This window comes from Streptomyces sp. NPDC042259, assembly GCF_055582085.1.
Map to the genome: position 1 here is coordinate 1 of NZ_JBVJDW010000002.1, position 22,732 is coordinate 22,732.

23 protein-coding genes and 1 pseudogene are annotated in these 22,732 nt (G+C 70.3%); 12 read left to right on the plus strand and 12 right to left on the minus strand.

Annotated features, from left to right (window positions below):
* Positions 1-130: 130 nt before the first annotated feature.
* Positions 131-856 (minus strand): TetR/AcrR family transcriptional regulator, encoded by a 726-nt coding sequence (locus tag ACZ6MA_RS05190; RefSeq protein ID WP_469431223.1) that lies wholly within the window; start codon positions 854-856, stop codon positions 131-133.
* A 135-nt stretch (positions 857-991) separates the two neighbouring features.
* Here ACZ6MA_RS05190 and ACZ6MA_RS05195 point away from each other — a divergent pair, with 135 nt between their 5' ends.
* Positions 992-2,446, plus strand: a complete 1,455-nt coding sequence (locus ACZ6MA_RS05195; RefSeq protein ID WP_469431224.1) for a serine hydrolase domain-containing protein — start codon at positions 992-994, stop codon at positions 2,444-2,446.
* On the opposite strand, the gene ACZ6MA_RS05200 is transcribed toward ACZ6MA_RS05195, so the two are convergent.
* On the minus strand, positions 2,362-3,135 hold the full coding sequence (locus ACZ6MA_RS05200; RefSeq protein WP_469431226.1) for a hypothetical protein: 774 nt from the start codon (positions 3,133-3,135) through the stop codon (positions 2,362-2,364). The two genes, ACZ6MA_RS05195 and ACZ6MA_RS05200, sit on opposite strands and share 85 nt — an antisense overlap.
* Positions 3,136-3,573: 438 nt before the next feature.
* A complete protein-coding gene (locus ACZ6MA_RS05205; protein ID WP_469431227.1) occupies positions 3,574-4,200 on the minus strand; it encodes a hypothetical protein in 627 nt (208 codons plus the stop codon).
* A 519-nt stretch (positions 4,201-4,719) separates the two neighbouring features.
* On the opposite strand from ACZ6MA_RS05205, the pseudogene ACZ6MA_RS05210 reads away from it, so the two are divergent.
* Positions 4,720-4,806: pseudogene (locus ACZ6MA_RS05210) on the plus strand (hypothetical protein); the annotation flags it as partial.
* Between the two features lie 74 nt (positions 4,807-4,880).
* The gene (locus ACZ6MA_RS05215; RefSeq protein WP_469431228.1) at positions 4,881-5,354 is read left to right on the plus strand and encodes a helicase associated domain-containing protein; all 474 of its coding nucleotides are present in this window, start codon (positions 4,881-4,883) and stop codon (positions 5,352-5,354) included.
* Positions 5,355-5,716: 362 nt separating this feature from the next.
* On the opposite strand, the gene ACZ6MA_RS05220 is transcribed toward ACZ6MA_RS05215, so the two are convergent.
* From ACZ6MA_RS05220 to ACZ6MA_RS05245, 6 genes are all read right to left on the minus strand, one after another.
* The gene (locus ACZ6MA_RS05220) at positions 5,717-6,103 is read right to left on the minus strand and encodes a hypothetical protein (protein ID WP_469431229.1); all 387 of its coding nucleotides are present in this window, start codon (positions 6,101-6,103) and stop codon (positions 5,717-5,719) included.
* Between the two features lie 737 nt (positions 6,104-6,840).
* Positions 6,841-7,467, minus strand: coding sequence for a flavodoxin family protein (locus ACZ6MA_RS05225; protein ID WP_469431230.1), 627 nt, complete (start codon positions 7,465-7,467; stop codon positions 6,841-6,843).
* A 109-nt stretch (positions 7,468-7,576) separates the two neighbouring features.
* Positions 7,577-8,035 (minus strand): carboxymuconolactone decarboxylase family protein, encoded by a 459-nt coding sequence (locus tag ACZ6MA_RS05230; RefSeq protein WP_469431231.1) that lies wholly within the window; start codon positions 8,033-8,035, stop codon positions 7,577-7,579.
* Positions 8,036-8,106: 71 nt separating this feature from the next.
* Positions 8,107-9,039, minus strand: coding sequence for an RNA polymerase sigma factor SigJ (gene sigJ / locus ACZ6MA_RS05235; protein ID WP_469431232.1), 933 nt, complete (start codon positions 9,037-9,039; stop codon positions 8,107-8,109).
* A gap of 399 nt (positions 9,040-9,438) precedes the next feature.
* On the minus strand, positions 9,439-9,639 hold the full coding sequence (locus ACZ6MA_RS05240) for a hypothetical protein (protein WP_469431233.1): 201 nt from the start codon (positions 9,637-9,639) through the stop codon (positions 9,439-9,441).
* A 976-nt stretch (positions 9,640-10,615) separates the two neighbouring features.
* On the minus strand, positions 10,616-12,094 hold the full coding sequence (locus ACZ6MA_RS05245) for an MFS transporter (RefSeq protein WP_469431234.1): 1,479 nt from the start codon (positions 12,092-12,094) through the stop codon (positions 10,616-10,618).
* Positions 12,095-12,720: 626 nt separating this feature from the next.
* Here ACZ6MA_RS05245 and ACZ6MA_RS05250 point away from each other — a divergent pair.
* Positions 12,721-13,224: a hypothetical protein gene (locus ACZ6MA_RS05250; protein ID WP_469431235.1), complete on the plus strand. Its 504-nt coding sequence runs from the start codon at positions 12,721-12,723 to the stop codon at positions 13,222-13,224.
* 714 nt (positions 13,225-13,938) lie between these two features.
* Here ACZ6MA_RS05250 and ACZ6MA_RS05255 read toward each other — a convergent pair.
* Positions 13,939-14,694: an HAD family hydrolase gene (locus tag ACZ6MA_RS05255; RefSeq protein WP_469431236.1), complete on the minus strand. Its 756-nt coding sequence runs from the start codon at positions 14,692-14,694 to the stop codon at positions 13,939-13,941.
* A gap of 472 nt (positions 14,695-15,166) precedes the next feature.
* Here ACZ6MA_RS05255 and ACZ6MA_RS05260 point away from each other — a divergent pair, with 472 nt between their 5' ends.
* The 4 genes from ACZ6MA_RS05260 (at position 15,167) to ACZ6MA_RS05275 (ending at position 18,363) form a co-directional block, all read left to right on the plus strand.
* The gene (locus ACZ6MA_RS05260; protein WP_469431238.1) at positions 15,167-15,697 is read left to right on the plus strand and encodes a GNAT family N-acetyltransferase; all 531 of its coding nucleotides are present in this window, start codon (positions 15,167-15,169) and stop codon (positions 15,695-15,697) included.
* 188 nt (positions 15,698-15,885) lie between these two features.
* Complete coding sequence (locus tag ACZ6MA_RS05265; protein WP_469431239.1) at positions 15,886-16,689, plus strand: alpha/beta fold hydrolase; 804 nt, start codon at positions 15,886-15,888, stop codon at positions 16,687-16,689.
* Positions 16,689-18,026: a PP2C family protein-serine/threonine phosphatase gene (locus tag ACZ6MA_RS05270; protein ID WP_469431240.1), complete on the plus strand. Its 1,338-nt coding sequence runs from the start codon at positions 16,689-16,691 to the stop codon at positions 18,024-18,026. The genes ACZ6MA_RS05265 and ACZ6MA_RS05270 overlap by 1 nt, the downstream gene beginning before the upstream one ends.
* 10 nt (positions 18,027-18,036) lie before the next feature.
* Complete coding sequence (locus ACZ6MA_RS05275; RefSeq protein ID WP_469432251.1) at positions 18,037-18,363, plus strand: STAS domain-containing protein; 327 nt, start codon at positions 18,037-18,039, stop codon at positions 18,361-18,363.
* 42 nt (positions 18,364-18,405) lie between these two features.
* Here the strand turns inward: ACZ6MA_RS05275 and ACZ6MA_RS05280 are convergent, their stop codons facing one another.
* A complete protein-coding gene (locus ACZ6MA_RS05280) occupies positions 18,406-18,822 on the minus strand; it encodes a tautomerase family protein (protein WP_469431241.1) in 417 nt (138 codons plus the stop codon).
* A 114-nt stretch (positions 18,823-18,936) separates the two neighbouring features.
* Between ACZ6MA_RS05280 and ACZ6MA_RS05285 the strand changes: the two genes are divergently transcribed.
* The 4 genes from ACZ6MA_RS05285 (at position 18,937) to ACZ6MA_RS05300 (ending at position 22,180) form a co-directional block, all read left to right on the plus strand.
* Entirely contained in the window at positions 18,937-19,869 is a 933-nt protein-coding gene (locus ACZ6MA_RS05285) for a LysR family transcriptional regulator (RefSeq protein ID WP_469431242.1), read from the plus strand.
* Positions 19,870-19,975: 106 nt separating this feature from the next.
* Positions 19,976-20,431, plus strand: a complete 456-nt coding sequence (locus ACZ6MA_RS05290) for an SRPBCC family protein (protein WP_469431243.1) — start codon at positions 19,976-19,978, stop codon at positions 20,429-20,431.
* A gap of 91 nt (positions 20,432-20,522) precedes the next feature.
* On the plus strand, positions 20,523-21,062 hold the full coding sequence (locus ACZ6MA_RS05295; RefSeq protein WP_469431244.1) for a 2'-5' RNA ligase family protein: 540 nt from the start codon (positions 20,523-20,525) through the stop codon (positions 21,060-21,062).
* A 77-nt stretch (positions 21,063-21,139) separates the two neighbouring features.
* Positions 21,140-22,180, plus strand: a complete 1,041-nt coding sequence (locus ACZ6MA_RS05300; RefSeq protein WP_469431245.1) for a D-alanine--D-alanine ligase family protein — start codon at positions 21,140-21,142, stop codon at positions 22,178-22,180.
* A gap of 28 nt (positions 22,181-22,208) precedes the next feature.
* Here ACZ6MA_RS05300 and ACZ6MA_RS05305 read toward each other — a convergent pair whose 3' ends face one another.
* Positions 22,209-22,454: a hypothetical protein gene (locus ACZ6MA_RS05305; RefSeq protein WP_469431246.1), complete on the minus strand. Its 246-nt coding sequence runs from the start codon at positions 22,452-22,454 to the stop codon at positions 22,209-22,211.
* Positions 22,455-22,732: the final 278 nt, after the last annotated feature.

Sequence of the window (22,732 nt, forward strand, 5' to 3'; positions counted from 1 at the left end):
GCTGGAACAACTCCCACAACTCGTCCGGCACCAGCCGCTCAACGATCCCCACCATGACCCACAAAATACCGGTGCAGCCAAATGAGATGATCTATAAGTGTGGTGCGCCCATGCGTCTCGGTGTGCCGGTTCAGGTGTCCAGCCGGGCGGCCAGGCCGTCGAGGACGCGGGCGAGGCCGTAGGCGAAGTCGTCGTCGCGGATCTGCTGCGGGTGTACGTCCTGCCGGGCGGAGGTTCGCTCGCGCAGCGATGGGTGCTCCCGCGTGGCCTCGTCGAAGGCCGGCCGCAGGTCCGCCACCCACTCCTGCTCGGTCTTGCCGCTGCGGGCGATCTGCGAGAGGTACGCGGCCTCGGAGGTCGCGATCCCGATGACGTATGCCAGGAGTGTCCCCGCGGCCCGTTTCTTCTCGTCCGCGGTGAAGCCCGCGACCTCGAACTGGGCGAGCAGCCCGGATGCCATCCGCATGGCGTTGGGGCCGATGTGGACGAGGCCCACCTGGCCCAGCTCGGGGGCGATCCAGGGGTGGCGAAGGGTCATCGCCCGCAGGCCGGCGGCGGTGCGGGTGACGGCCGCGCGCCACTCGGTGCGGTCGGTGACGGCCGGTGGTTCCAGCTCTCCGTAGACGTCGTCCACGACCAGCTCGATCAGCTCGTCCTTGTTGGCCACGTGCCGGTAGAGGGACGTGGCCGCGGCGTTCAGGCGTGTGCCGAGCTTGCGCATGCTGAGGGCCTCGGTGCCCTCCATGTCCAGCAGTTCGATCGCCGCGGCCACGATCTGCTCGCGGGTCAGCTGTTCGCGTTGCGGGCGGCGCGGACGGGTCCATACCGATGTGATCGGTTTCTCGTCGGCTGGCATACGTCCCTCGTCCCTGCTCGGCCCGCGTGGTCCCCACCACCGTAGCGCACACCGTACGCACCTTGCGTACATCGTTTCTCTCTGCGTACAGTGTTCGCATTAGGAGTACACCGTACGCATCGGATGGGAGCAGACATGCCGAAGAACGTGAGCTGGGACGAGCGGGGCGGCTGGGAGGCCAAGGGCGGATGGGGGAGCCGGAATTCGGCGGGCCGGAAGCTGGACCTCGCCCACTGGCAGTCCCGGCTCGACGAGCTGCGCGCCAAGCACCACGTCCCGGCCGCGTCGCTGGCGATCCTCGTCGACGGGACCGTCCACGAACTGGCCGGCGGCGTGCTCCACCGCGGAACGGGCGTGGAGGCGACGACCGACTCGGTCTTCCAGATGGGCTCGATCGCCAAGGTCTACACCGCCACCCTGATCATGCAGCTCGCCGACTCGGGCCGACTGGACCTGGACGCACCGGTCGCGGACGTACTGCCGGAGTTCTCGGTCGCCGACCCCGAGGTGACCAGGGCCATCACCACGCGCCGGCTGCTCAGCCACACCAGCGGCCTCACCTGCGACTTCACCCACGACAACGGGCGCGGCGACGACTGCCTCGCCAAATACGTCGAGGCCGCCAAGGGGGTGGCACTCGACTGCCCGCCCGGCGAGGCGCTCTCGTACAGCAGCATCGGGTACAACGTGCTCGGCCGCATCATCGAGGTGCTGACCGGCAAGGTCTGGGACGAGGCACTGAAGGACCTGCTCCTCACCCCGCTCGGCCTCGACCACACGATGACGCTGCCCGAGGAGGCGCTGCGGTTCCGCGCGGCGATGAGCCACCTGGGCGAGCCGGGCCAGGACCCGGACCCGGCGCCGGCCTGGGACCTGATGCCGCGCTCGGCGGGCCCCTACGGGCGGGTCATCGCCACGGCCGGGGACCTCGCCCGGCTGGCGCGGATGCACCTGGCGGGCGGAGTGGCGCAGGACGGTACCCGGGTGCTCTCCAGGGAGGCCGTCGCGCTGATGCAGCGCCGGGTCGTGGACTCCCCCGACAAGTGGTCGGTCAGTGCGGACGGCTGGGGTCTGGGCTGGACGCTCTACGACTGGAACGGCGTCCAGGGCTACGGCCACGACGGCGCCTCCGTCGGGCAGTACGGCTATCTGCGCGTCGTCCCGTCGGCGGGCGTCGCGGTCGCGCTGCTCACCAACGGCGGCGGTGCGCGTGAGCTGTACGCCGCGCTCTACCGGGAACTCCTCGCCGAACTGGCCGGGGTGACGATGCCGGACGCCTTCGCCCCGCCGGCCGGGCCGCCCGTGGTCGACTTCACCCCGCTCGTGGGGAGGTACCGGCGCGAGGGCGTGGTCATCACCGTGACCGAGCGGGACGGTGCGGGGCACATGGTGTACGAGTTCGTCGACGGCATGAAGGACTTCTCCGAACCCCTGGAGATCGATCTGGTGCCGGTGACCGAGACGGTCTTCGCGGGTACGGGGGTGGGCGCGGCGTTCAGCGAGGGCTACATGCCCGTGATCTTCTCCACGCTGCCGGACGGCACCGGGTGCGTGTACATCGGGATGCGCTGCGGCCCCAAGGTGGCGTAGCACGGCCGCGCCGGCCGGAGCCCGCTCGGCTTCCGGTTTCGTTTTCTCCGGGCTCGGGCGGGTCGGGCAGCTCTGGCGGGCTCCTGGGAGACCGTGCGGCGGACGGGCGTGGCGGCAGGGGGATGGATCTCCAGGATGACCGCGGCCCCGGCCACGGTCCGGTCCTCGTGCATGGTGATGTGCCGGCCGGGCCGGAGATGCCTGAAGCGGGCCGGGGTGAGGGACAGGAGGCGAACCGCGGCTTGCCCGCCGGGTTCCAGCACGGGCCTGTTCTCACCCCGCAGCGAGGCGATACCGGCCGCACGTCCACCGGTGGGTGAGAGGAGTCCGATGTCCCACACGGGCCGCAGCACACCGGCGCCGGGGAGGGGTGTGGTGCGCCGCGCCTCGCCGGCGGGGCGGAGCGTCAGACCGGCCCGGACCACGCCGTTGCGGATCCCGGAACACCGCCAGTGGCACCAGACCGCACACCGCTCGAACCGGAGCTGCCCGGCCGCTACGACGAGCTTCTCCCAGAACGGCAAGGGGAGCGGGTGAGCGCCCCCGCACTCCTCCAGCAGACCCAGAACGATCTCCCACTCGTCATGGGCGAGGTGGTCCCAGACGTCTCGCACCGTGAGGCCGTTCTCGGTGGCGGTCCCTTGCGAAACCAGCAGGCAGGCTGATTCCAGCAGTTCAGGAACGTCCATGCGCTGATTGCCGTGCCTAGGCGGGACGGCGGGAGACTGGGCGGCACCGGCGGCACCGCACCGCCAACGGTGCACGTTACTCGCGGGCACCTTCCCCGTTGTCCGAGTGGGCCGGGCAGACGCCGGCACAGGCCATTGCCTCAGGACGCCCACACAGCGGTACGTCCGCGTCAAAGCCCCCTGACGAAAGGGCGGGAATCCGGAAAAGTTCTCCCCTGGCCCCCTCGCTTGGGCCAGGTGCGTCCCGGCCTGGGGAGATGAGAGCGCCCGGCCGGGGTGTCCCGGCCGGGCGCTTTCCTGAACCGTTCACCACATCTCAGTGACCGGTGTTCTGCATCCGGCACTTGAGTGTGTCCTGGATCCCGTGGTGCGGCCGGGGCCATGCGCCCGGCCCGGAAGGGGCCGGGGCGCAGGCTTGTCGTGTGCCCGGCGATTCGTTCAGCAGGGGAGAGTGGTCTTGCCGGCCGCACCGGTGGCACCGGTGGTGCCATCGGCTGTGAGGGTGGCCGCGGTGCCGTTGCCGCCGGGCTGGCCGGGGCACACCGGGCTGGCGGCACCGCCGGCGCCGCCCTTACCGCCTGTGTGTCCGCCACCGACGATGGACGCGCCGCCGTTGCCGCCCTTACCGCCGGCGATACCGGCGCCGGCGTCGCCTACGCCGCCTACGCCGCCCTTGCCGCCGGTACCACCGAGCTTGGCCGCACCGCCGAAACCGCCGTTGCCGCCATTGCCGTTGGCGCCGCCGGCGCCGCCCGTACCGCCCGCGCCTCCGGTGCTCGCGCTGCCGTCACCGTTGCCGCCGGCGCCTCCGTTGCCGCCGTTGCCGTTGGCGCCGGCCGCGCCCCCGGTACCGCCCAGGCCGCCGGCACCGCCGTTGGTGCCCACGCCGTTGGCTCCGTTGGCTCCGGGCAGTCCCAGGATGCCGAGACCGGCGGCTGCGCGGGCGTTGCCCGCCTCGGCCCGGCCCGTCGCAGTGGCCAGGGCGGGAGTGACGGCCAGGCCGACCACAGCGATCGCGGCGATCAAGACCGTACGGGGAATGAGGGTGGTGCGCGTGGAGCGCATGAGGTACGCCTTCCCTTTCGCCCAGTCAGAGAAATTCTCCGGCTGACAACTCGTAGCCTAGCGGAAGAAGCAGCCGATTCATCATACAGAGTGATCAAAAGCCTTAAATGGCCGAATTAATCAAACTTTGGCTTTAAAATCGATTTTGCGTTCCAGGGGCGGTGAACGCGGCAGTGAACACCGGACCCGGGAATGCCCAGGGAATGCCCGGGAACAGATGACGGGCCGTCCGCCTGACCGGCCAAAGCGCCAGGCCCCTACGCCGCGCGGCCGAAAGCCGACAGCGACCCGTCGATGAAGTCGCAGCCGGGTGCATCGACGGCGATCCTCCAGTCCGAGGAGAAGCCGGAAGACATGTTCGTCTCGGTATCGAACCGGCCTTTGGTGAAGGTATTGGAGAATCTGCGCGCTCACGGATGAAGAAGCCGTGTAATTTCTGGCGATTTCACAGGAGCCTCAGAAAGGCGTCGTACAACCGTCCGAATATGTCGGACCGGCGCCCGGGGAAGGCGCAGAGGAATCCCGCCTAAGTTCACCGAGCGCGAGCCTCACGCGAGGGTTCCGTACGGGTACAAGGAGGACGCGTACCCGCTGGGGCAGTGGGTCGCGGAGCCGCGACGGGCGTACGGGGCGGGGCAGATGACCGGGCTGCGTGCCCGGCGGCTGTGGAGAAGCTCGGCATGGTCTGGTCGCTGGCCGATGCGCGGTTCCAGGAGAACCTGGGGGCCGCCAAGGCGTACGACGACCAGCACTGGGCGCTGTGCGCTCCCCGGTCCGCCACGATGCTGGATCGGCCGGTAGGACAGTGGCTGTCCAACCTCCGCCGCCCCGGCGCCCTCGATGGCCACCCCGGGTGGAAGACCGCGTTGGAGGCCGTGGACGAGGACTGGAACCCTGCGTGGCCGGCGGACTGGCAGCGGCACTACGCCGCCGTGCGGGAGCTGATGGCCGAGGAAGGGAAACAGGCAGAGGCCCTGCCCGGCGTGACCGTGCACGGGATGGACGTCGGGCGGCGGCTGGCCCGGCAGCGCAAGGCCGAGGCCTGGCAGACCCTCCACGAGGGGCAACGCGAGCGCCTGGAGCAGCTCGGTATCACACCGCTCCCCCGGCCCCGGAGCTGGAAGCGTTCGCGAAGCCGTCCACGACGCTGCTGAGCGTTTTCGAGAAGAGCGTGGCCGCCCCCCGGGGCGGCCCTGGCGCGAACAAGGCCAGGGAAGGCTCTGTGAAGGTCCACAGGGACCATGTTGAGCGGCTGGAGGACGGGAGCGAGGCGAAGCTCGGGGGGGGGCCTGTCGAACAGCTAGAGCCGCCGGGCCAAGCTGACCGCCGGCAAGCTCAGTGCGCTGGCCGGCCTCGGGCTGGAGTGGGCGGCTGCGTAGGCCGCCATCTGGCGGGCCCCGGGTGCTGTGTGAGGCCCGGGGCCTTTCTGTCCCGGCGGGCGGCGGCTCGTGAGCTGGCCGCCACCCTGTACGGCGGTCTCGCACCCCTGACGGACCGAAGATCGCCAGGGCAGGTCCTAGTAGATGAAGTGGACGCAGATGTCGTCGAAGTCGTCGTCACCGTCGCTCTCGGCCCGGAGGGACACGATGGTGATGGGCGGCTTGCTCGCTGTGTGGATCTCAGACTTCTTGACGGGCGTCGGCCTCCAGTTATTGCCGCCGTCGACGCTGTAGTCCAGCCTGCCGGTGAAGACCCTGTCCGTCGATCGGTCCTCATCGGTCGAACCGATCGTCGTGCCGTTCCCCGACCCGGCCCAGATGTAGGTGTGGGTCGAGGCCCCGTCCGGCTTGAGCGTCACCCGGTGCTGCTGCGGTGAGCTGACCGTCGCGCTGATCCGCACCCGGGTGCTTCCGGCAAGGACCTTGACTTCGAACTCGCCGGTCGCCAACTGCTTCTCTGTCATGACGCTCCTTCAAATCGATCGAAACCAGGGGTGGTTAAGTCCTGGGAGGAGCCTGTCTGTCAACGGTGCCGGGTTGCCCGCCGACGGTTCGTGATCTTTACCTCTGACGTGGAGGCAGCTACCTGCCGCCGCCCGTCGCGGAGCTGGCGAGGAAGGTCGCCGACGTGTTGGAGGAGCCGCAGCCGGCCACCGCGTGGCGGCGCGGGGGGGGCGCAACATCGTTGGACGGTGCGTCCCCCCGAGCCGAGCCCCGGGACGTCATGGCAGATCCCCCGGGCCCGTTGCGTCTTGGGATCAGATCTCGCCGACCGCCAGCGGTGAGCCAGTCGGCGGCTTCGGCATCGGTCATCAGCGGGGCACCTGAGCCGGGTGGGCGGATCTGCGTCCTGGACGACGGCCGCGAGACCTCGATGGAGGAACCGCACGGGGGCCGCAACAGCGAAGGCCGGCCGATCGCGTGGGCGGGCAGCGCACCCGACAACTGGTGAGCGGCGGTGAGACCGACGACAGGACCCCGGGGCGCACGAGCGGTCCGGGGTCCTTCGCTGTCCGGGGCCAGCGGCACCGCTCCCAGGCCCTACACGCACTGAGAAGCGATGCCCAGGGGTTCTGAGCCGCGACGTCGCACTGGCGTGCGTGTAGGGCCTGGGGACTTGGGACACTCCCCCGGCGAACTACAGGGCGGGCGGGGCGGGCGCGTACGCCTCCCACGGGCGCCCGGCACCTGCGGGGGCGGGTCAGGCGGTGACCGCGGCGCGGCCGGCGGTGTACACCGCGGCCTGGGCGGCGACTCGCCGGCCGAGGTGTTCGGCGGTGGCTATGTCGGCCTTGTGGACGCCGTCCGGGCCCCGGTCGGTGTCGGTCTGCGCGCCGGCGCCCAGGTAGAAGCCGAGGCGGTTGAGGTCGTTCTCGGAGGAGGTGGTGGAGTGCCAGCCGGAGGGCAGGCCGAGGTTGATCCAGTGCATGCCGTGCTGGGCGGCCAGCACGGAGAAGAACTGCAGGGTGTTGAGCTTGTCGCCGCTCTTCGCACCGGAGTTGGTGAAGCCCGCCGCCAGTTTGTCCTGCCAGGCGCGGGTCGCCCAGCGCTTCGAGGTGGCCTCGGCGAAGACGTGGAAGGCGCCGGAGGCGGTGCCCATGTAGGTCGGCGAGCCGAAGACGATCGCGTCGGCGGCGTCGAGCAGCGCCCACTGCTCGCCGGTGATCTCGTCGACCTTGACCAGGTGGACGGTCGCCCCGGTGCCGGCGGCGCCTTCGCGCACCGCTTCGGCCAGTACCGAGGTGTGGCCGAAGCCCGAGTGATAGGCGATGACGAGGACCGGCGGGAGGGCAGCGGCGGAAGAAGCGGCCGGGGCGGGGGTGGTCATGAGGGCAGGGCTCCTTGCAGGATCGTGCCGCGTGGCGCGGCGCGAGGCGGTCGGTGTGATGACGGTGGGGGGCTTCGCCGGCCCGTCACCGTCGGTGTCAGCGTCGAGGTCAGTTGTCGACGCGGTAGCGGCTGGTGATCGCGACGCGGTTGAACGCGTTCATCACGATGGCCAGCCAGGCGATGGCCGAGATCTGCTCCGCGGTGAGGTGGGCCGCGGCCGTGTTGTAGTCCTCGTCACTGACGTGTCCGTCCGGCACACGGGTGACCGCCTCGGTCAGGCGGAGGGCGGCCCGCTCGGCCGCGGAGAAGTAGCCGGTCTCCTCCCACCCGGGCAGGACGGCGATCCGGTCGGGGCTTTCGCCCTTGTGGAGGGCGTCACGGGTGTGCATGCGCAAGCAGAACGCGCAGCCGTTGATCTGAGAGGCGCGGATCTTCAAAAGCTCGACCAGGAGCGGGTCGAGGCCCGCCGCGGCAGTAGCCTCTTGCACCTCCTGGGACAAGGCGGTGAGAGCCTGGTAGGAGGCCGGGTGCTGCTTGCCGATATTGACGCGCTGGGGGTCGTTCATCGTTCCTTCGATTCGTCGCCCGTTTGTGCTTTTCATCAGGGAGACGAGGCAGCCCCCGCGGGTGTGACAGCTCAGACGCGGACGAGTTTGTCGGGATTGACGACCCTGCGGTACGCGGTGATCAGACCGCCGGTGATCTGGACCGTGTCCACGCAGTGGACCCGGCCTTCGCGGTAGGACACCAAGGCGAGCTCGCCGCCGACCTCGGCGAAGACGATACGGTCCGCACGCCACCGGCGCCCCACACGCACCATGACCTCGGCGACGCGCTCGCCGCCGTGGATGAGCTTGCGCGCCGCGGCAACCTTGCCGCCACCGTCGGTGACGAACACGGCGTCCGGGTGCAGGAGCCTGACCAGACCGGCCAGGTCCCCGGCCTCGTACGCGGCGCGGAACACCTCAAGGACGCGTTCGCGCTCCGCCTTCGACGCCTGCGGAACGGACTGCTTGGCCTTGGCGACCCGCCGTCGCGCCCGCGAGGCGTGCTGCCGGGCGCCCGGCACGGAGACGTCCAGCACTTCGGCGATGGTGGCGAACTCGTAACCGAAGACATCGTGCAGGACGAAAGCCACCCGCTCCGGCGGGCTCAGCTCCTCCATGATCAGCAGCATCGCCGAGCCGACGGACTCATCGACCAGTACCGGCTGCGACGCGTCCGGCCCCGTCAGCAGCGGCTCCGGCAACCACGGCCCGACATAGCTCTCCCGGCGGAAACGGGCACTTTTGAGAATGTCGTACGACCGCCGCGCGGCCACCGTCACCAGCCACGCCCCCAGGTCACCGACGCCGTGCAGATCCGCTTGGGCCGCCCGCAACCACACGTCCTGGGTCACGTCCTCCGCATCGGCCACACTCCCCAGCAGCCGGTAGGCCACACCGAAAACCGCAGGCCGGTGCCGCTCCCAACCGGCCCCGAGCGGATCCTCCCGCCCAGGCTGTCCGGGCCCGTGCCCTTCACCCGTACCGATCGCGACCTCCTCCAACGTGCGCACCAGCGTAGCCATCCGCACCCGGGATCTTCGCAGACCCCTGCACGTTGCCGCCGGCGCCTCCGTTGCCGCCGTTGCCGTTGGCGCCGGCCGCGCCTGGGCCCTCACGATCCCGGCCCACCGAAACGGACGAGGCGGGCACGGTGTGCTGCCACTGCCGGGACCACCCCAGCCGACACGCCGTACGGGCCCGGGCCCAGCAGACCCCGTATTGCCCCGTAGGCACCGCCGGCACCGCCGGCACCGCTGGCCCGTAGGCCCCGGTCAAGCGGGCAGTGCACCGAGGGCTGCCTGCCACGGGTACGCGTCGGGATTCACCCTGCCAGGACTGGCAGGGACGAAGCCGTCACCGCCCAGCAGAAGGGTGGCACCCGCCGCGCGCAAGGTCTCCACGCCGCGCGGCACCGCCGGGTGTCACCCCTGGACCTCGTTCCAGAAGGGCAGGGCGACGATCGGCAGGTTGAGCCTGGTGGCCTCGGTGACGAGTCCGAGGGCGAGGGTGTCGCTGACACCGGCGGCCCATTCGTTGACCGTGTCCGTCCGGTCAGAGGGGCCACGAGGACAGCGCCCGGTGAGGGCAGCACATCCGGCTGGCAGGAAAGCTTGTACCGCCACCGGACCAGGTGCCCAGGCAGCCGCTCCACGGCAGCCATCTCGGCCGGGGGCATCCACACTGGCCCACCGGAACGCGCACGGCGTAAGGACCAGGCAGACATCCCAGCCGCCAGCCTGGGCCGCACGGAACGGGACCCGGAGACGACGGCGACGGGCGGGCAGCGCGGATCGGGGGCCGGGAGACGACGGGCGGGCAGCACGAATCAGGACCGGGAGACCAGGCGGGAAGCGTAGCGCGGGCCATCAAGTACACAGTGCGGTTGGTCGTCGGGGCAGTCCACCTCGTCCTGCGAGTGCCCGCAAGAGCCCCCTCGGAGAACCCCCGCGCCGAGAAAGCGCAGGCCCCCGGACGAACCGGCGTACGAACGGGCCGCAACCGACCTCTCGAGGGCTCCCTCCCCAGCGTCCAGCAGTGCGATGCCGGGCGCCCTGGCACCGCCCGGCCTGAGTACAGGCGCGGGAGGCGCGGGCAAGGCCGGCCAGGACATCGGCCGGCTCGATGCCGAAGCCCGCACCGAGGCCCGCACCGGCAGGCACCGGCTCAGGTCAGGCCCGTCAACGCGACAGCGGCCACGCGTGACGATATGCGCGGCCGCTGCCGTACCGGCTTCGGGCCGTCTCGTTTGGATCATCTCGCCGACCAGATACAGATGGCGGTGATGTGAAGTCCGGCAAGGCAGACGGCGGCGGTCTTGTCGTAGCGAGTGGCGAGGCCGCGCCACCGCTTGAGCTTGCTGATGCGGCGTCCGGCCGTGGTGCGGTTTTGGCAGGCGGCGCGATCGAAAGTCGGGCGGTCGGCCGCCCAGGCCGCCCCTCGCGCCTACGCGTGTGAGAAGTTGCGGTACAGAAAGTGCCGTCGAGATTGACCCTCATCCTTTCCGCAACCCGGGCGATGCCGAAGACAGCAAGGACAGGGAAGGCTGAAGCCCCCGGGCCCCAGCCGGCGTCGCGGCCGGGGCCCGGGGCCCGGGGCTGCTCAGCCGGCCTGGTTACCGGCCTGCTTGGGCAGGCAGAACAACAGAGCCCACAGCAGGGCGAGGAGGCCGCCGACCCACCACAGCACGGTGATGAACGCGTCGCGGTTGAGCGCGGCCTCGGCTGAGCCGCCGGTCGCGGCGAAGAACACCAGCGCGGTCAGTGCGGTGCCCAGGGCGATGCCCAGGTGCATGACGGTGTTGAACAGGCCCGAGGCGGACCCGGCATCCTCGTGCGGGACCTTTGCCAGTGACATGTCGGCGAGCGGGCCGCCGACCATGCCGAGGCCGAACCCGATCAGCACCACCGGAGCGGCCATCGCCACGAGAGTCAGGTCCGCCTGGCTCGCTTCGATCTGGAGCCCGTAGACGGCCATCGAAGCGAGCGTGACGCAAGCTCCGGCCTGCGGTAGCCGACGGGCGAAACGCCCGCCGCTCCTCGCCACGACCGTCGCACCGCCCAGCTCTCCGACGGAGAGCAGCACGAAGGCCAGGGCCGCGCGCAAGGGGCTCATGCCCAGTCCGCGCTGGAGGTAGAGCGTCCAGGTCATGAAGAACAGCCCGCACAGAAGGCCGTGCATCAGCTGCGCGGCCATGCCTCCGGAGAACTGCCGGCTCCGGAAGAGGGACAGCGGCACGAGCGGAGCGTTGCCCTGCTTGCGCTGCTGGTGGCGCAGGAAGACGCCGAGGACGAGCAGGCCCGCGGCGAGCAGGGCGAAGCACCACAGCGGCCAGTGGTGCAGGTGCCCCTCGGTGAGCGGGAAGACGATCAGGACGATGGCCAGCGCGGACAGCAGCATGCCGGTCAGGTCGAGGCGGTCGGCCTTCTTCACGGTCGACTCGGGGATAAACCTGCGTCCCAGGAGGATCACGGCGAGGCCGACGGGCATGTTGACCAGGAAGATCGGCCGCCAGGACAGCCCGAACAGGTCCGCCTCGGTCAGCAGACCGCCCATCACCGGGCCCAGGACATTGGCGAGCGACATGACGGCCCCGTACAGACCGAACACCTTGCTGCGGTTCTGCCCCTCGAAGGTGACATGGAGGGTGGCCAGGATCTGCGGGATCATCACGGCCACACCCACGCCCTGGAGAGCGCGGGCGGCGATCAGCACGCCCGGCCCGGCAGCCAGGCCGCACAGCAGCGAGGCCGTGGTGAACACGACGGTGCCGATGAGCAGGACCCTGCGTCGGCCGTAGAGATCACCAAGGCGCCCGCCGGTGATCAGCCCGACGGCGATCGGCAGTGAATAGCCGGTGGTCAGCCACTGCACCGTGTCCGGTCCGGCGCCAGTGGACTCCTGGATCGCGGGCAGGGCGGTCAGGACGACCGACTGATCGATCATGTCCATCAGCTCGGCGCCCAGCAGCACCAAGAGGGCGATCCAGGCCGCCAGGCCCATCTTCGACAGACCGGGTGCGGGGCGGGTTGAGGGCTGGGTGGTGTGCTTCGGCTCGTTTTCGAGCGCGGAGGAAGACACGACGGGAAACTCCTGATCCAAGGGAATCGGGGAGCCCTGCCGACAGCCGCACCGGGGCCGGAAAACACGAAGCCCGGGGCAGCAGGCAGAGCCGCACCCGGGAAAACTGCAGGGAAGGGTGACGCAACTCAGGCCAGCGCGGCGTCCGCCCCCCGGACACGTGCGACACAACAGCACGCGGGGAACGCGGACGACTACATGGCCCGGTTAATAAGTCGTCACCTCAAGATCGACGCAGAAGGAACAGGAAATCCGTCGCCGCCACCGATAACTCGGCACAGCAACTCATACATAATACGGCATCCCGGACCCCCACAAAACAGCGGCCCGAGGGCCACCCTCACGGGCGCCGACCGACGGCCGGCGCATCGACGACAGCATCCCCGACCGTTTCGAACGCCGTCTGGAAGACCTGCGTCACCTGGACAACGAGCTGGGGCCCGGGGAGGCCAACGACGCCGCCCGCACCGAACTTCGCCTCATCCTCAGCACTCTCGAGGACTCCACTTACAGCGAACGCGTCGGACGGCGTCTGTTCGGGCCGCGGCCGAAGCCCCCCGGTCAGCCGGCTGACGGCGTACGACAGCGGTCAGATCGCCGCCACGGAACGCCACTACGTCACCGACATGCGGGGCACGGCGAGCGCGGACGACCCGGTCGCCGGCACCAACACACTCGCGTTCCGGGCCATACAGCAGTACCCCACCGGCAACCCGCGCGGGGCGATCGACCTGATCGACGCAGCACTGGCCCGAGCTCCCCGGATCGGCTCCGCCCGTATGACCGTCATGCTCCACGCCCGAGCCTGCCGAGCCCACGCGCGCGACACCCGCGCCACCGACCGGGCCGCCAACGCGGCCATGGATACCTACGCGCAGGCCGGCCCGATGGAAGTAGACCCGGCCTGCGTCTACTGGTTCAACCTTGGCGAAACCCACCAGCTCCTGGGCAGCTCCGCCCTCAACCCCGGCAAGCCCTCAGGCACATCCTGGATACCCCCACCGCCCACCATAGCGAGGGCGAAGCGCATAACGACGACGCCTCCCCCCGCAGACACGCCATCCACCTCGCGCGCCTCGCGGAGGCTCATCTCGCCCTGGACCACATCGACACCGCCCACACCGCCATAGCCCGCACGGACGGTGCCACCTCCGCACGCGGGAGCAACACCCCGCACCACCTGACGCAGAAACTCGGACGCCGCCGCGGCGTCCCCGCCGTTGCCAACTTCCTCAACTACTCCGCCGACACCGCATGAGCGGCCCGCCGGGCTGTGGCGGCCGGGGCGGGTTCGGAGAGGCGGTCCAGCCGCGTGTGGAGGGCCCCTACACGCCGGGCGCGGTTCTGGACGCAGCTTGGCGGTGTCTTCCAGCGGGGCGGACAGGCGGCCGTCAGCTGCGCGGAGGACGACGTCGGCGAGGGCGCCACGGCCATCACTCTCCGGCAGGCGGCCGCGTCCCAGCCGCCCAGGAAAGCGACGAAGCGCGGCGTTGCCTTCCTCGCGGACGACCTGCAGAACAACGACGACGTCGCAGTCGATCACGAGACGACGGCAACGAGAACCAGGCACCACCCCGTGCATCGCCTACCTCGGCGACGAGCTGGACCCGGACACCGAGGGTGGCGGAGAGGTGCTCGTATGCTTCCCGCTCGGTCAGCTCTCCCCTGGCGTAGCACAGCCATGGGGCGGTCAGGAAAATCCTGCGGGCAGGCACGCCGGCCAAGGCGCCCGTGAGCTGACCGGCGCCTTGGATGAGAACGCCTTCGGCTTCCACAATGACGTTGCCGCTGTGTGGTCCCGTCATCGGTTCCCCTTCTCGTGCTGGTCCTCGCGACCGAAAGCGTCAACGGGACGGTAGGCCGAGCATGGCTGTGGTGAGGGACGAGCGGTCGGCGAGCGGCCAGCCGTGGCGCCGGGCCGCATCGGCGAGCCGGGGCCCCGCCTCGAAGGCGACCGGACATCCCACGGTGGCCAGCAGTTCGATGTCGGAGGTGGAGTTGCCCACGGCGGCGCGGTGCGCCAGGTGCTGCTGTCCGCCGACCAGGTGGGCCGCGAGGGCCAGTTTCTCCCCAGCTACGGCCGGAGTTCGAAAGTACTGCCCGGTGCAGAGGCCGTCCTCTGCGGCCAGGACCGCGCCTCGCCACTGGTGGAAGCCCAAAGTGAGGGCCACCTGTTCCACCACTTCCTGTGGACTTCCCGAGGTGAGGATGAGCCTCGCGCCTCGGCCACGCAGTTCCTGAAGCACCGGGGTGACATAGGCGAAGACGTTGCCGGCCTCCCGCTCCCACAGTCGGCGGCCGACATCCTCGACCCGGTGCCGGTCACAGCCCCGCAAGGCTTGCGCGTAGAGCTGGTAGGCGGTGCTGACCGAGTGCGGCTCATGCAGACGGTCCTGGTCGCAACAACCCAGGAACTCGAATAACCGCTCTGTCGGCGTGCTGTGGCAGCTCCCCGCGCCGCGCAGTTCCCGAAGTAGAAGAAGCCCATGGCATCCGGGTGCAGCGTGCCGTCGAGGTCGAAGACCGCGAAGCGCGGGGCCGACGAACCCGACACGCCCCGCAGACCGGTGACCCGGCCGCGTACCGCGCCAGTGGCCCACTCCCCGACGCCCGACCCGTCCTCCGGCGGAGAGGACAGGTGCGGCTCACGCGCGGTGATCAGTTCGAGTTGGACACACGTGGCCCGCTCACTCGAAGTCGCCCTCGGCCCATTCGCTCTGAGCAACGAGCGGGCACATGCTGCCGCGCAGTGGCCCCCGACCGGCGGGCGGCACATGCCAGGGCCACCACCACAGCGGACCTGCGTCCCGCCATTGTCCTCAACCGAAACACGGCTGCCCCCTCCCTTGGGTGGAAGCTCCCCGGAGACGGGAGTCAAGGCCAGAAGAACGCATACCGCCGGTCACCCACAGGGGACAGACACCTTTTCACCCATACGAGTGCGTTGCGCTCACCACTGCAACGCTTTCTCCGCGAAGAGTGCATCGTCCGTATGGACGGCGACACCGCCCGCGTACGCCGCTGATCTCAGCGAAGCCGCCGACCATAGAGGACAAGCTTTAGGCTTCTGCCGTGAACGACACCACGCATGGCATACGGATCAGAGCGGGCGGTCTGGCCGACGCACCGGCCATTTTGGACATGCTCGACTCCGCGGTGGCCTGGATGAATGCTCGCGGCAACACCGAGCAGTGGGGCACGACACCGTATTCGCAAAAGCCCGGCGGAGTGGAGCGCGTCGAGCGGTACACCACGGAAAGCACCCCGTACATCGCGGAGTTGGACGGAAGGCCCGTCGGGGCCATGGTGTTGGATTCCGGGCCCAGCCCGCAGATGCCGATCCCGCCGGCCGGGGAACCCGAGCGGTACGTCCGGCTGCTGGTTTCCGACCGACGGTCCGCCGGACTCGGCATTGGGGCGGCCCTGCTGGCCCACGCTGTCGAGGAGACCCGGCGGGCCGGTGTGGGGCTGCTGCGGGTCGATTGCTGGGCAGGGGGCGGCGGCGAGCTGGTCGCCTTCTACGAGCGCAACGGTTTCGTCCCCACCGACGGTTTCGCCTCCGGGGACTGGCCGGGTCAGGTGCTCGCCCAGCGGGTCGGCTGACGGCGCGGGCAGGGCAGGGCACCGGCGACGCGTCACCACGTCTCGTCCCGTAGCGGGCGCCGCCCGGCCGGTCTTGGCGTGGTCCCACCGGCCGGAGGTGGCCTTCTGGCCGCACGGCGGCATCGTCGGCCCCCGGCCGGCCCGCCCGGTGAGCCGGGTGAAACGGCCCGGGTGGGAGGATGGCCCGCATGGATATTCGCAGCAGGAACAACGTGACGGTCCTCGGCCTGGCCGACGGTCCGGTGATGGTGCTGGCCCACGGGTTCGGCTGTGATCAGAACATGTGGCGGCTGGCCGTGCCGGTCCTGGCGCAGCACTACCGGGTGGTGCTGTTCGACTACGTCGGCTCCGGTGGTTCGGATCTGTCGGCCTGGAGCCAGGAGCGGTACTCCTCACTTGAGGGCTATGCCCAGGATGTCGTGGAGGTCTGCGAGGAGCTGGACGTGGAGCGCGCGGTGTTCGTCGGGCATTCGGTCAGCGCCATGGTCGGGGTGCTGGCCGCGCGGATGGCTCCCGAGCGGATCGGGACGCTGGTGATGGTGGCCCCCTCTCCGTGCTACATCGACGATGACGGCTACCGGGGCGGTTTCAGCGCGCCGGACATCGACGAGCTGCTGGACTCGCTGGAGTCGAACTATCTGGGCTGGTCTTCCGCGATGGCCCCGATGATCATGGGCAATCCGGAGCGGCCGGAGCTGGGGCAGGAGCTGACCAACAGCTTCTGTGCCACCGACCCGGACATCGCCCGGGTCTTCGCCCGTACCACGTTCCTGTCCGACAGTCGCGAGGATCTGAAGACCGTGACGGTGCCCACGCTGGTGCTGGAGTGCTCCCAGGACATGATCGCGCCCCGCGAGGTGGGCGCGTATGTACACGCCGCGATCCCCTCTTCCCGTTTGGTGACCCTGGACGCCACCGGTCATTGCCCGCAGCTGAGCGCGCCGGAGGCCACCGTCGAAGCGATTGTCGGCTTCTTGGCGGATCAGCGGTGATGTGCCGGATGAGTGAGGACCCGGAGTCGGCGCACACCGGGGACGGGGCGGACACAGATGCCGCGTTCACCGCGCTGCTGGAGGACAGCGCCGAAGACCTCTACGAGTCGGCTCCCTGCGGCTATCTGTCGACGCTGATGGACGGCACCATCGCCAAGATCAACGCCACGCTGCTGGACTGGCTGGGTCTGGAGCGTGCGTCGGTGGTGGGCCGGGTCCACTTCGCCGACCTCCTCACCGTGGGCGGAAAGCTCTATCACGAGACGCACTTCGCGCCGCTGCTGCGCATGCAAGGCGAGCTGCGCGGCATCGCCCTGGAGATGAAGGGCACCGACGGGCGTCGTCTGCCGGTACTGGTCTCCTCCGTGGTCAAGCACGGCAGTGAGGGGGAGCCGCTGCTGATCCGCACCACCGTCTTCGACGCCTCCGACCGGCGCGCCTACGAGCAGGAACTCCTGCGCCGTCGCCAGGACGCCGAGCAGGCGCGCGCCGAGGCCGAGCGGGCGCGCGCGGAGGCGGAGGAGGCCCGTCGCCAGGCCGAGGCCGACCGGGAACGGCTGGCCGACGCGCTGGCCGTTCTGCAGCAGTCCCTCGTCCCCTCCTCACTGCCTGCCGTGCCGGGGCTGGAGGCGGCCGTCTACTACCACACCGCCTCCCCCGACCGTCTCGGCGGTGACTTCTACGACCTGTTCTCCCTCGGCGGGGGCCGGTGGGCGTTCTTCCTCGGCGATGTGTGCGGCAAGGGGCCCCAGGCGGCCTCTCTCACCTCGCTGACCCGCTACACCCTGCGGGCCGCGGCGCTCCACGATCCGGAGCCGACCGCGGCCCTGACCACGCTGAACGCCGTGTTGTACGAGCGGTACGCCGCCAGCGGTGATCCCCGCTACTGCACCGTCATCTACGGGGTCATCGAGCCGGGCGGTGACCGGGACAGCACCACCGTCCGTCTCGCTTCCGGCGGCCATCCCCCGGCGCTGGTGATGCGGTCCGACGGCGACGCCGACTACCTTCCCACCCCCGGAGGGCTGCTCGTCGGCGCCCTGCCCAGCGCTCCGTTCAGCACCGCGGAGACCGTCCTCTCCCCCGGCGACACGATCCTGCTCTACACCGACGGCCTCACCGAGGCCCGCACCGGCCCGACTCGTGAGAGTCTGTTCGGCGACGACGCTCTGCGCGCCTTCACCACCGACCACGCCCCCGGCTCCGCCCATGAGGCGATCACCATGCTGACCGGGCTGCTCAAGAGCTTCGGCGACGGCCTGGACGACGACACCGCCCTGCTGGCACTCGGCGTCCCCGCCGCCCACCCGACCGTCCTCCCGTCCGCCCGGCAGTGAAGCAACCATGATGAGCCCGCTGAACATCACCCACCGCGACGCCGCCACCGGCCCCGTTCTGTACGTGGTCGGCGCACTCGACTACGAGCAGGCCGGCGACCTGCGCGAACAGGTCGAACGTCTGGCCCTGGGCCCGGGAGAGAATCTGGTCATCGACCTGTCCGGGCTGACTTTCTGCGACTCCACCGGCATCACCGCCCTCCTCGCCGCCCGCCAGCGCGCCCAAGCCGTCGGCGCCGACGTGACCCTGGCCGCCGTCCCCGCCAACACCCTGCGCATCCTCACCGTCGTCGGCCTGGACCGCGTCTTCACCTTCCGCCCCGGCAGCGTCGCCTGACCGTCGCCGGAGCGGGGGCGGCCTCGCCCGATGGCAGGTGGTTCAAGGGGCGGTGGGGGCGGCCGGGGTGTTCCCGGCCTGGCGGTAGAAGTCGAACTGGGTCACTCCGTGGTATCCGTAGCTCTCGGGGTGCAGTTCGTGCAGCGCGACTCCGGAGCGGGTCAGCGGGCCGAGGATGTCCGTCAGCAACCGATCCGCCCCGGCGATGAAGGCGGCCTTCTCCGCCGCGCTGTTCGTGCCCGCGGTGATGGCGGCCTCCACGTGCGCGTCGCGACCGTCGGTCAGAGGCCTGCCGTCGATGAAGTAGCTGCCGGCCGGTATCAGGTTGAGGTGGACGATGGTGCGCGCGCCGGCCTTGCCCAGGGCCGAGACCGCCAGGCGGGTGAGCCCCTCGGCGAGGGCACGCTGTTCGTCTGCGGGAAGCTCGGGGGCGGGGATGGTGACGCGGAAGTACGGCATGGCTCTCCTCGGCTCGTGTCGTGCGTCCGCCGGAGTCGGCGGCGTGAGGCAAGCGTCGCCAACCGGGCACCATAGATCCAACGCATACTCGTCATACGCATATGAGGTCGTCGCATGACCGTGAACATTCCTCAGCTGAGGGCTTTCCTCGCCGTCGTCGACGCGGGCGGCTTCAGTGCGGCGGCCGCCGAGCTGGGCATGAGTCAGTCGGCGGTGTCCCACGCCGTCGCCTCCCTCGAACGCGAGCTGACTGCCCCGTTGCTGGTGCGCGCCTCACCGGTGCGGACCACGGCTCTCGGTGAGCGGGTCCTGCCGCACGCCCGCCTCGCGCTGTCGGCGGCCCGGTCCGTGGAGCGCATCGCGGCCGATGCCACCGCGACCATGACCGGCACCGTGCGGCTGGCCGCCACACCAACGGTCTGCCAGGGGCTGCTTCCGGGTCTGCTCCGGTACTGGCGCGAGGATCAGCCGCAGATCACGGTGCGCGTTTTCGAGGGCGACAGCGCCGAAGTCTCGGCCTGGCTGGAGGGCGGGACGGCCGACGCCGCCATCCTGGCCGACCCGCCGCCCGGTCCCGGCATTCCGCTCGCCGTGGACCGCTATCGGGCCTTGCTGCCCCGGGACCATCCACTGGCGGACGAGCCGCTCGTCGACATCCGCGACCTGGAGGACGATCAGTTCCTGATCTCGCCCAACGGCTGCGAAGCCCGCATCCGTTCGATCCACAGCGCGGCCGGGCTGCCCTTCATACCCGCTCAGCGGGTGAGGGATCTGGCGACCCTGATCAGCATGGTGCAGGCCGGTCTCGGGGTGACCATCCTGTCCGAGGTCTCCCAGCCCTTGATCCCCCCGGACCTGGTCCTGCTGCCGCTCGCCCCGCACGCCGCACGTCGTCTCGTACTGACCGGGCCGGACGCCCGCCCCTGGCACCCGGCGGTCCGCGCCCTGGCGGAGTCGGCCGCCGGCCACCTGGCCCGGGGCGTCTCCTCCGCGCCTTCCGCCGCCGCGGGAGTACCGGCATCATCGTCACCTCAGCACACGCCGTGAGCGCGACGGGAGCGGGGCCCGGCTCGGCAGGACGGGAATCGCCGACGGGCCTAGGCTGGAGTGGCCCAGGTGACGAAGTTCCGCTCCCCTCGACGCCGGAGGACCCATGGCGGTACGGCACCAACTGATCAAGCGAAGCCCGGAGGCGGTCTGGGCGGTCCTCGCCGACGGTTTCCGTTACGGAGAATGGGTGGTGGGCACCGCCAAGGCGGTCCCCGCCCGGGGCACCTGGCCCGAAGTCGGCTCCGCCATCGAATACACCGTCCGGCTCGGTCCGTGGTCACTGCGCGGCCACACCTATGTGCGGCGCTGCGAGCCGCCTGAGACCCTCGAACTCGAAGTGGACAGCGGACCATTGGGGACGGCCCGGATCGCCATCCGGGTCCAGCCGTGGGACATCCACAGTCTCCTCATCATGGACGAGCATCCCCTGCGCGGGCCGGGCGCGCGGTTGCACAACACCGCTCTCGACGCCGTGCTGCAACTACGCCATCGCCGCATGCTCGGCAACCTGGCCGGTGTGGTGGAGCGCTCCCCCAGGCAGCCCGGCGAACCGGGCTGAGCAGCAGGGAAGCTGTCCCAGCGGTCGGTCCTGACCTTTTAGCTGAAAGCGTGCCGCGCCGTACGCGGCAGAGGTGACACCATGCGGTGTCATGCCAGACGACAGCGGTAGCGCTTTTGAGGCGGGCCAGACGGGGCTCATCGTCCGTGTACCGGAGGCGGAGCCGGCCGTTCGCAGGTGGCGTGAACGGTTGGATCCCTCGGCCCGGGCCGGGGTTCCGGCACATGTCACGGTGCTCTTCCCGTTTCTCGACGAGAGCCGCATAGATGCGGGCGTCTGCTCCGCCCTCGCGGAGGTGCTGAGCGGGCACCAGGCCTTTGACCTGCGGTTCGAGAGATGTGGACGGTTCCCGGAAGTGGGGTATCTCGTTCCCGGACCTGACACGCGATTGCGGCAGCTCACGGAGGCGGTCGTCGGTCGATGGCCCGATGCTCCCCCGTACGGGGGCCGGTTCGCCGAGATCGTCCCGCATCTGACCATCGCTCAAGGCCAGGAAGACGCCGTCCTGGAGGAGATCGAAGCCGACCTCACCGGCAGGCTCCCGATCACGTCTCGTGTCTCGTCGGTTGAGCTCATGGTGTATGACGGCACGAGGTGGCAGGAACGAGCGTCGTTCGCGCTCGGAGAATGAAGCGCCAGGATCGTAGCCGACCTGGCCGCACCGGTACGGCCCGGGCGTGGGGCGGAGGGGTGCGGCAGAATGCCGGAATGCGTGTTGTGATCTTGTGCGGCGGAGAGAGCTCGGAGCGGGACGTCTCGCTGGCCTCGGGGCGGTCGGTTGCCCGGGCTTTGCTTGAGCGGGGGAACGAGGTGGTGCTGGTCGACCCGGCCGCTGCGGTGCCGGTGCTGGCCGGGCCGCTGCGGCCCGGTGACGCGGTCGACGAGTGCGCGGTGGGGAAGGAGCCCCCGTCCCTGGCGGACCGGCGACGGTCGCGGTCGCGGATGCATGCCGCCCTGACCGGCGGGCCGGTCCTGGAGCTGCTCCGTGGCGCGGATGTGGTGTTCCTGGCCTTGCACGGTGGCTGGGGTGAGGACGGGCACGTGCAGGCGGTCCTGGAAATGGCCGGCGTACGGTTCACGGGCGCGGACAGTGCGGCCTGTGCGGCGGCGTGGCACAAGGGGCGGGCGCAGGCGGTGCTGGGCGCGGCAGGTCTGCCGGTGACCGAGCGGGTGCTGTGGCGGCCCGGAGCAGGGGACGTGCCGCAGGATGTGAAGCGTCTGGTGGCGGCCGGGCCGGTGGTGGCCAAACCGGTCGCGGACGGTTCCAGTGTTTCGGTCCACCGGGTCGACTCGCTCCCGCAGCTGGCAGAGGTCGCGGCCGGGGTGCGCTCCGGGGAGGTCGAGCTGCTGGTGGAGCCGTTCCTTTCGGGCCGCGAATTCACCGTGGCCGTGGTCGGGGACCAGGTGCTCCCCGTGGTAGAGATCGAGCTGACGACGCCGTTGTTCGACTACACCGCCAAGTACCAGCCCGGGGCGGTCAGCGAAGTCTGTCCGGCGCGGATTCCGGCCGACTTCGCGTCCCGGCTGCGGGAGTTGGCGCTGCGCGCGCATCATGCGCTGGGCTTCGGCAGTGACGCGTACTCGCGCACCGATTTTCGCTGCGACGCCGACGGCGAGCCGATGTGCCTTGAGGTGAACGCGCTCCCGGGTATGACGGCGACGAGCCTGGTGCCGCTCGCGGCGACCGGGGCCGGCTGGACGTACTCCGGCTTGATCCAGCGCATCGTGGATCTCGCGACCGCTGAGTAGGTGCGGGGCGTAGCCGTCCGAGCCGCGGTCACGTCCTCGCCTCGCCGCCTTCTAGGGCGTAGGTACGCAGCGGATCGAGATGCAGCTCGTACGGACCCATGCAGTCCGCGGCGAGCGTGGCGATCAGGGTGCCGCAGGTGCAGGCCATGTTGCGGCCCCCGGTTCCGAGCGGGCCGCAGCATCCCCAGTGGATGCCGGACGCGCTCACCACTCGCAAGGTGGGAGCGTCGTCCGGATGCACGATGACGGAGTCGCGCGGTCCCGCTGAGATCATTCCGCTCATCTCGGCAGGCATGAGCGGGGACCGGGGGCCGCAGGCGGACGGCCCTCCGCTCCCGGCCCTCTCGAACGGGGCACCCCACGGCTCCGGATCAATGGCGAAGCTCCCTCTCGGCACCGTCGAGGCCGCGAGCCCGGTCTTGATGTCCCGGTCCTTGTCGTGCACGGAGACATCGGGAATGGTCCGGAGTTCCTGTAGCTCCGGTGTGAGTTCCGCTCCGCACTTCGCGCAGCAAAAGACCGTCATGTCTGTTGTTCTCTCGTACGGGGTGA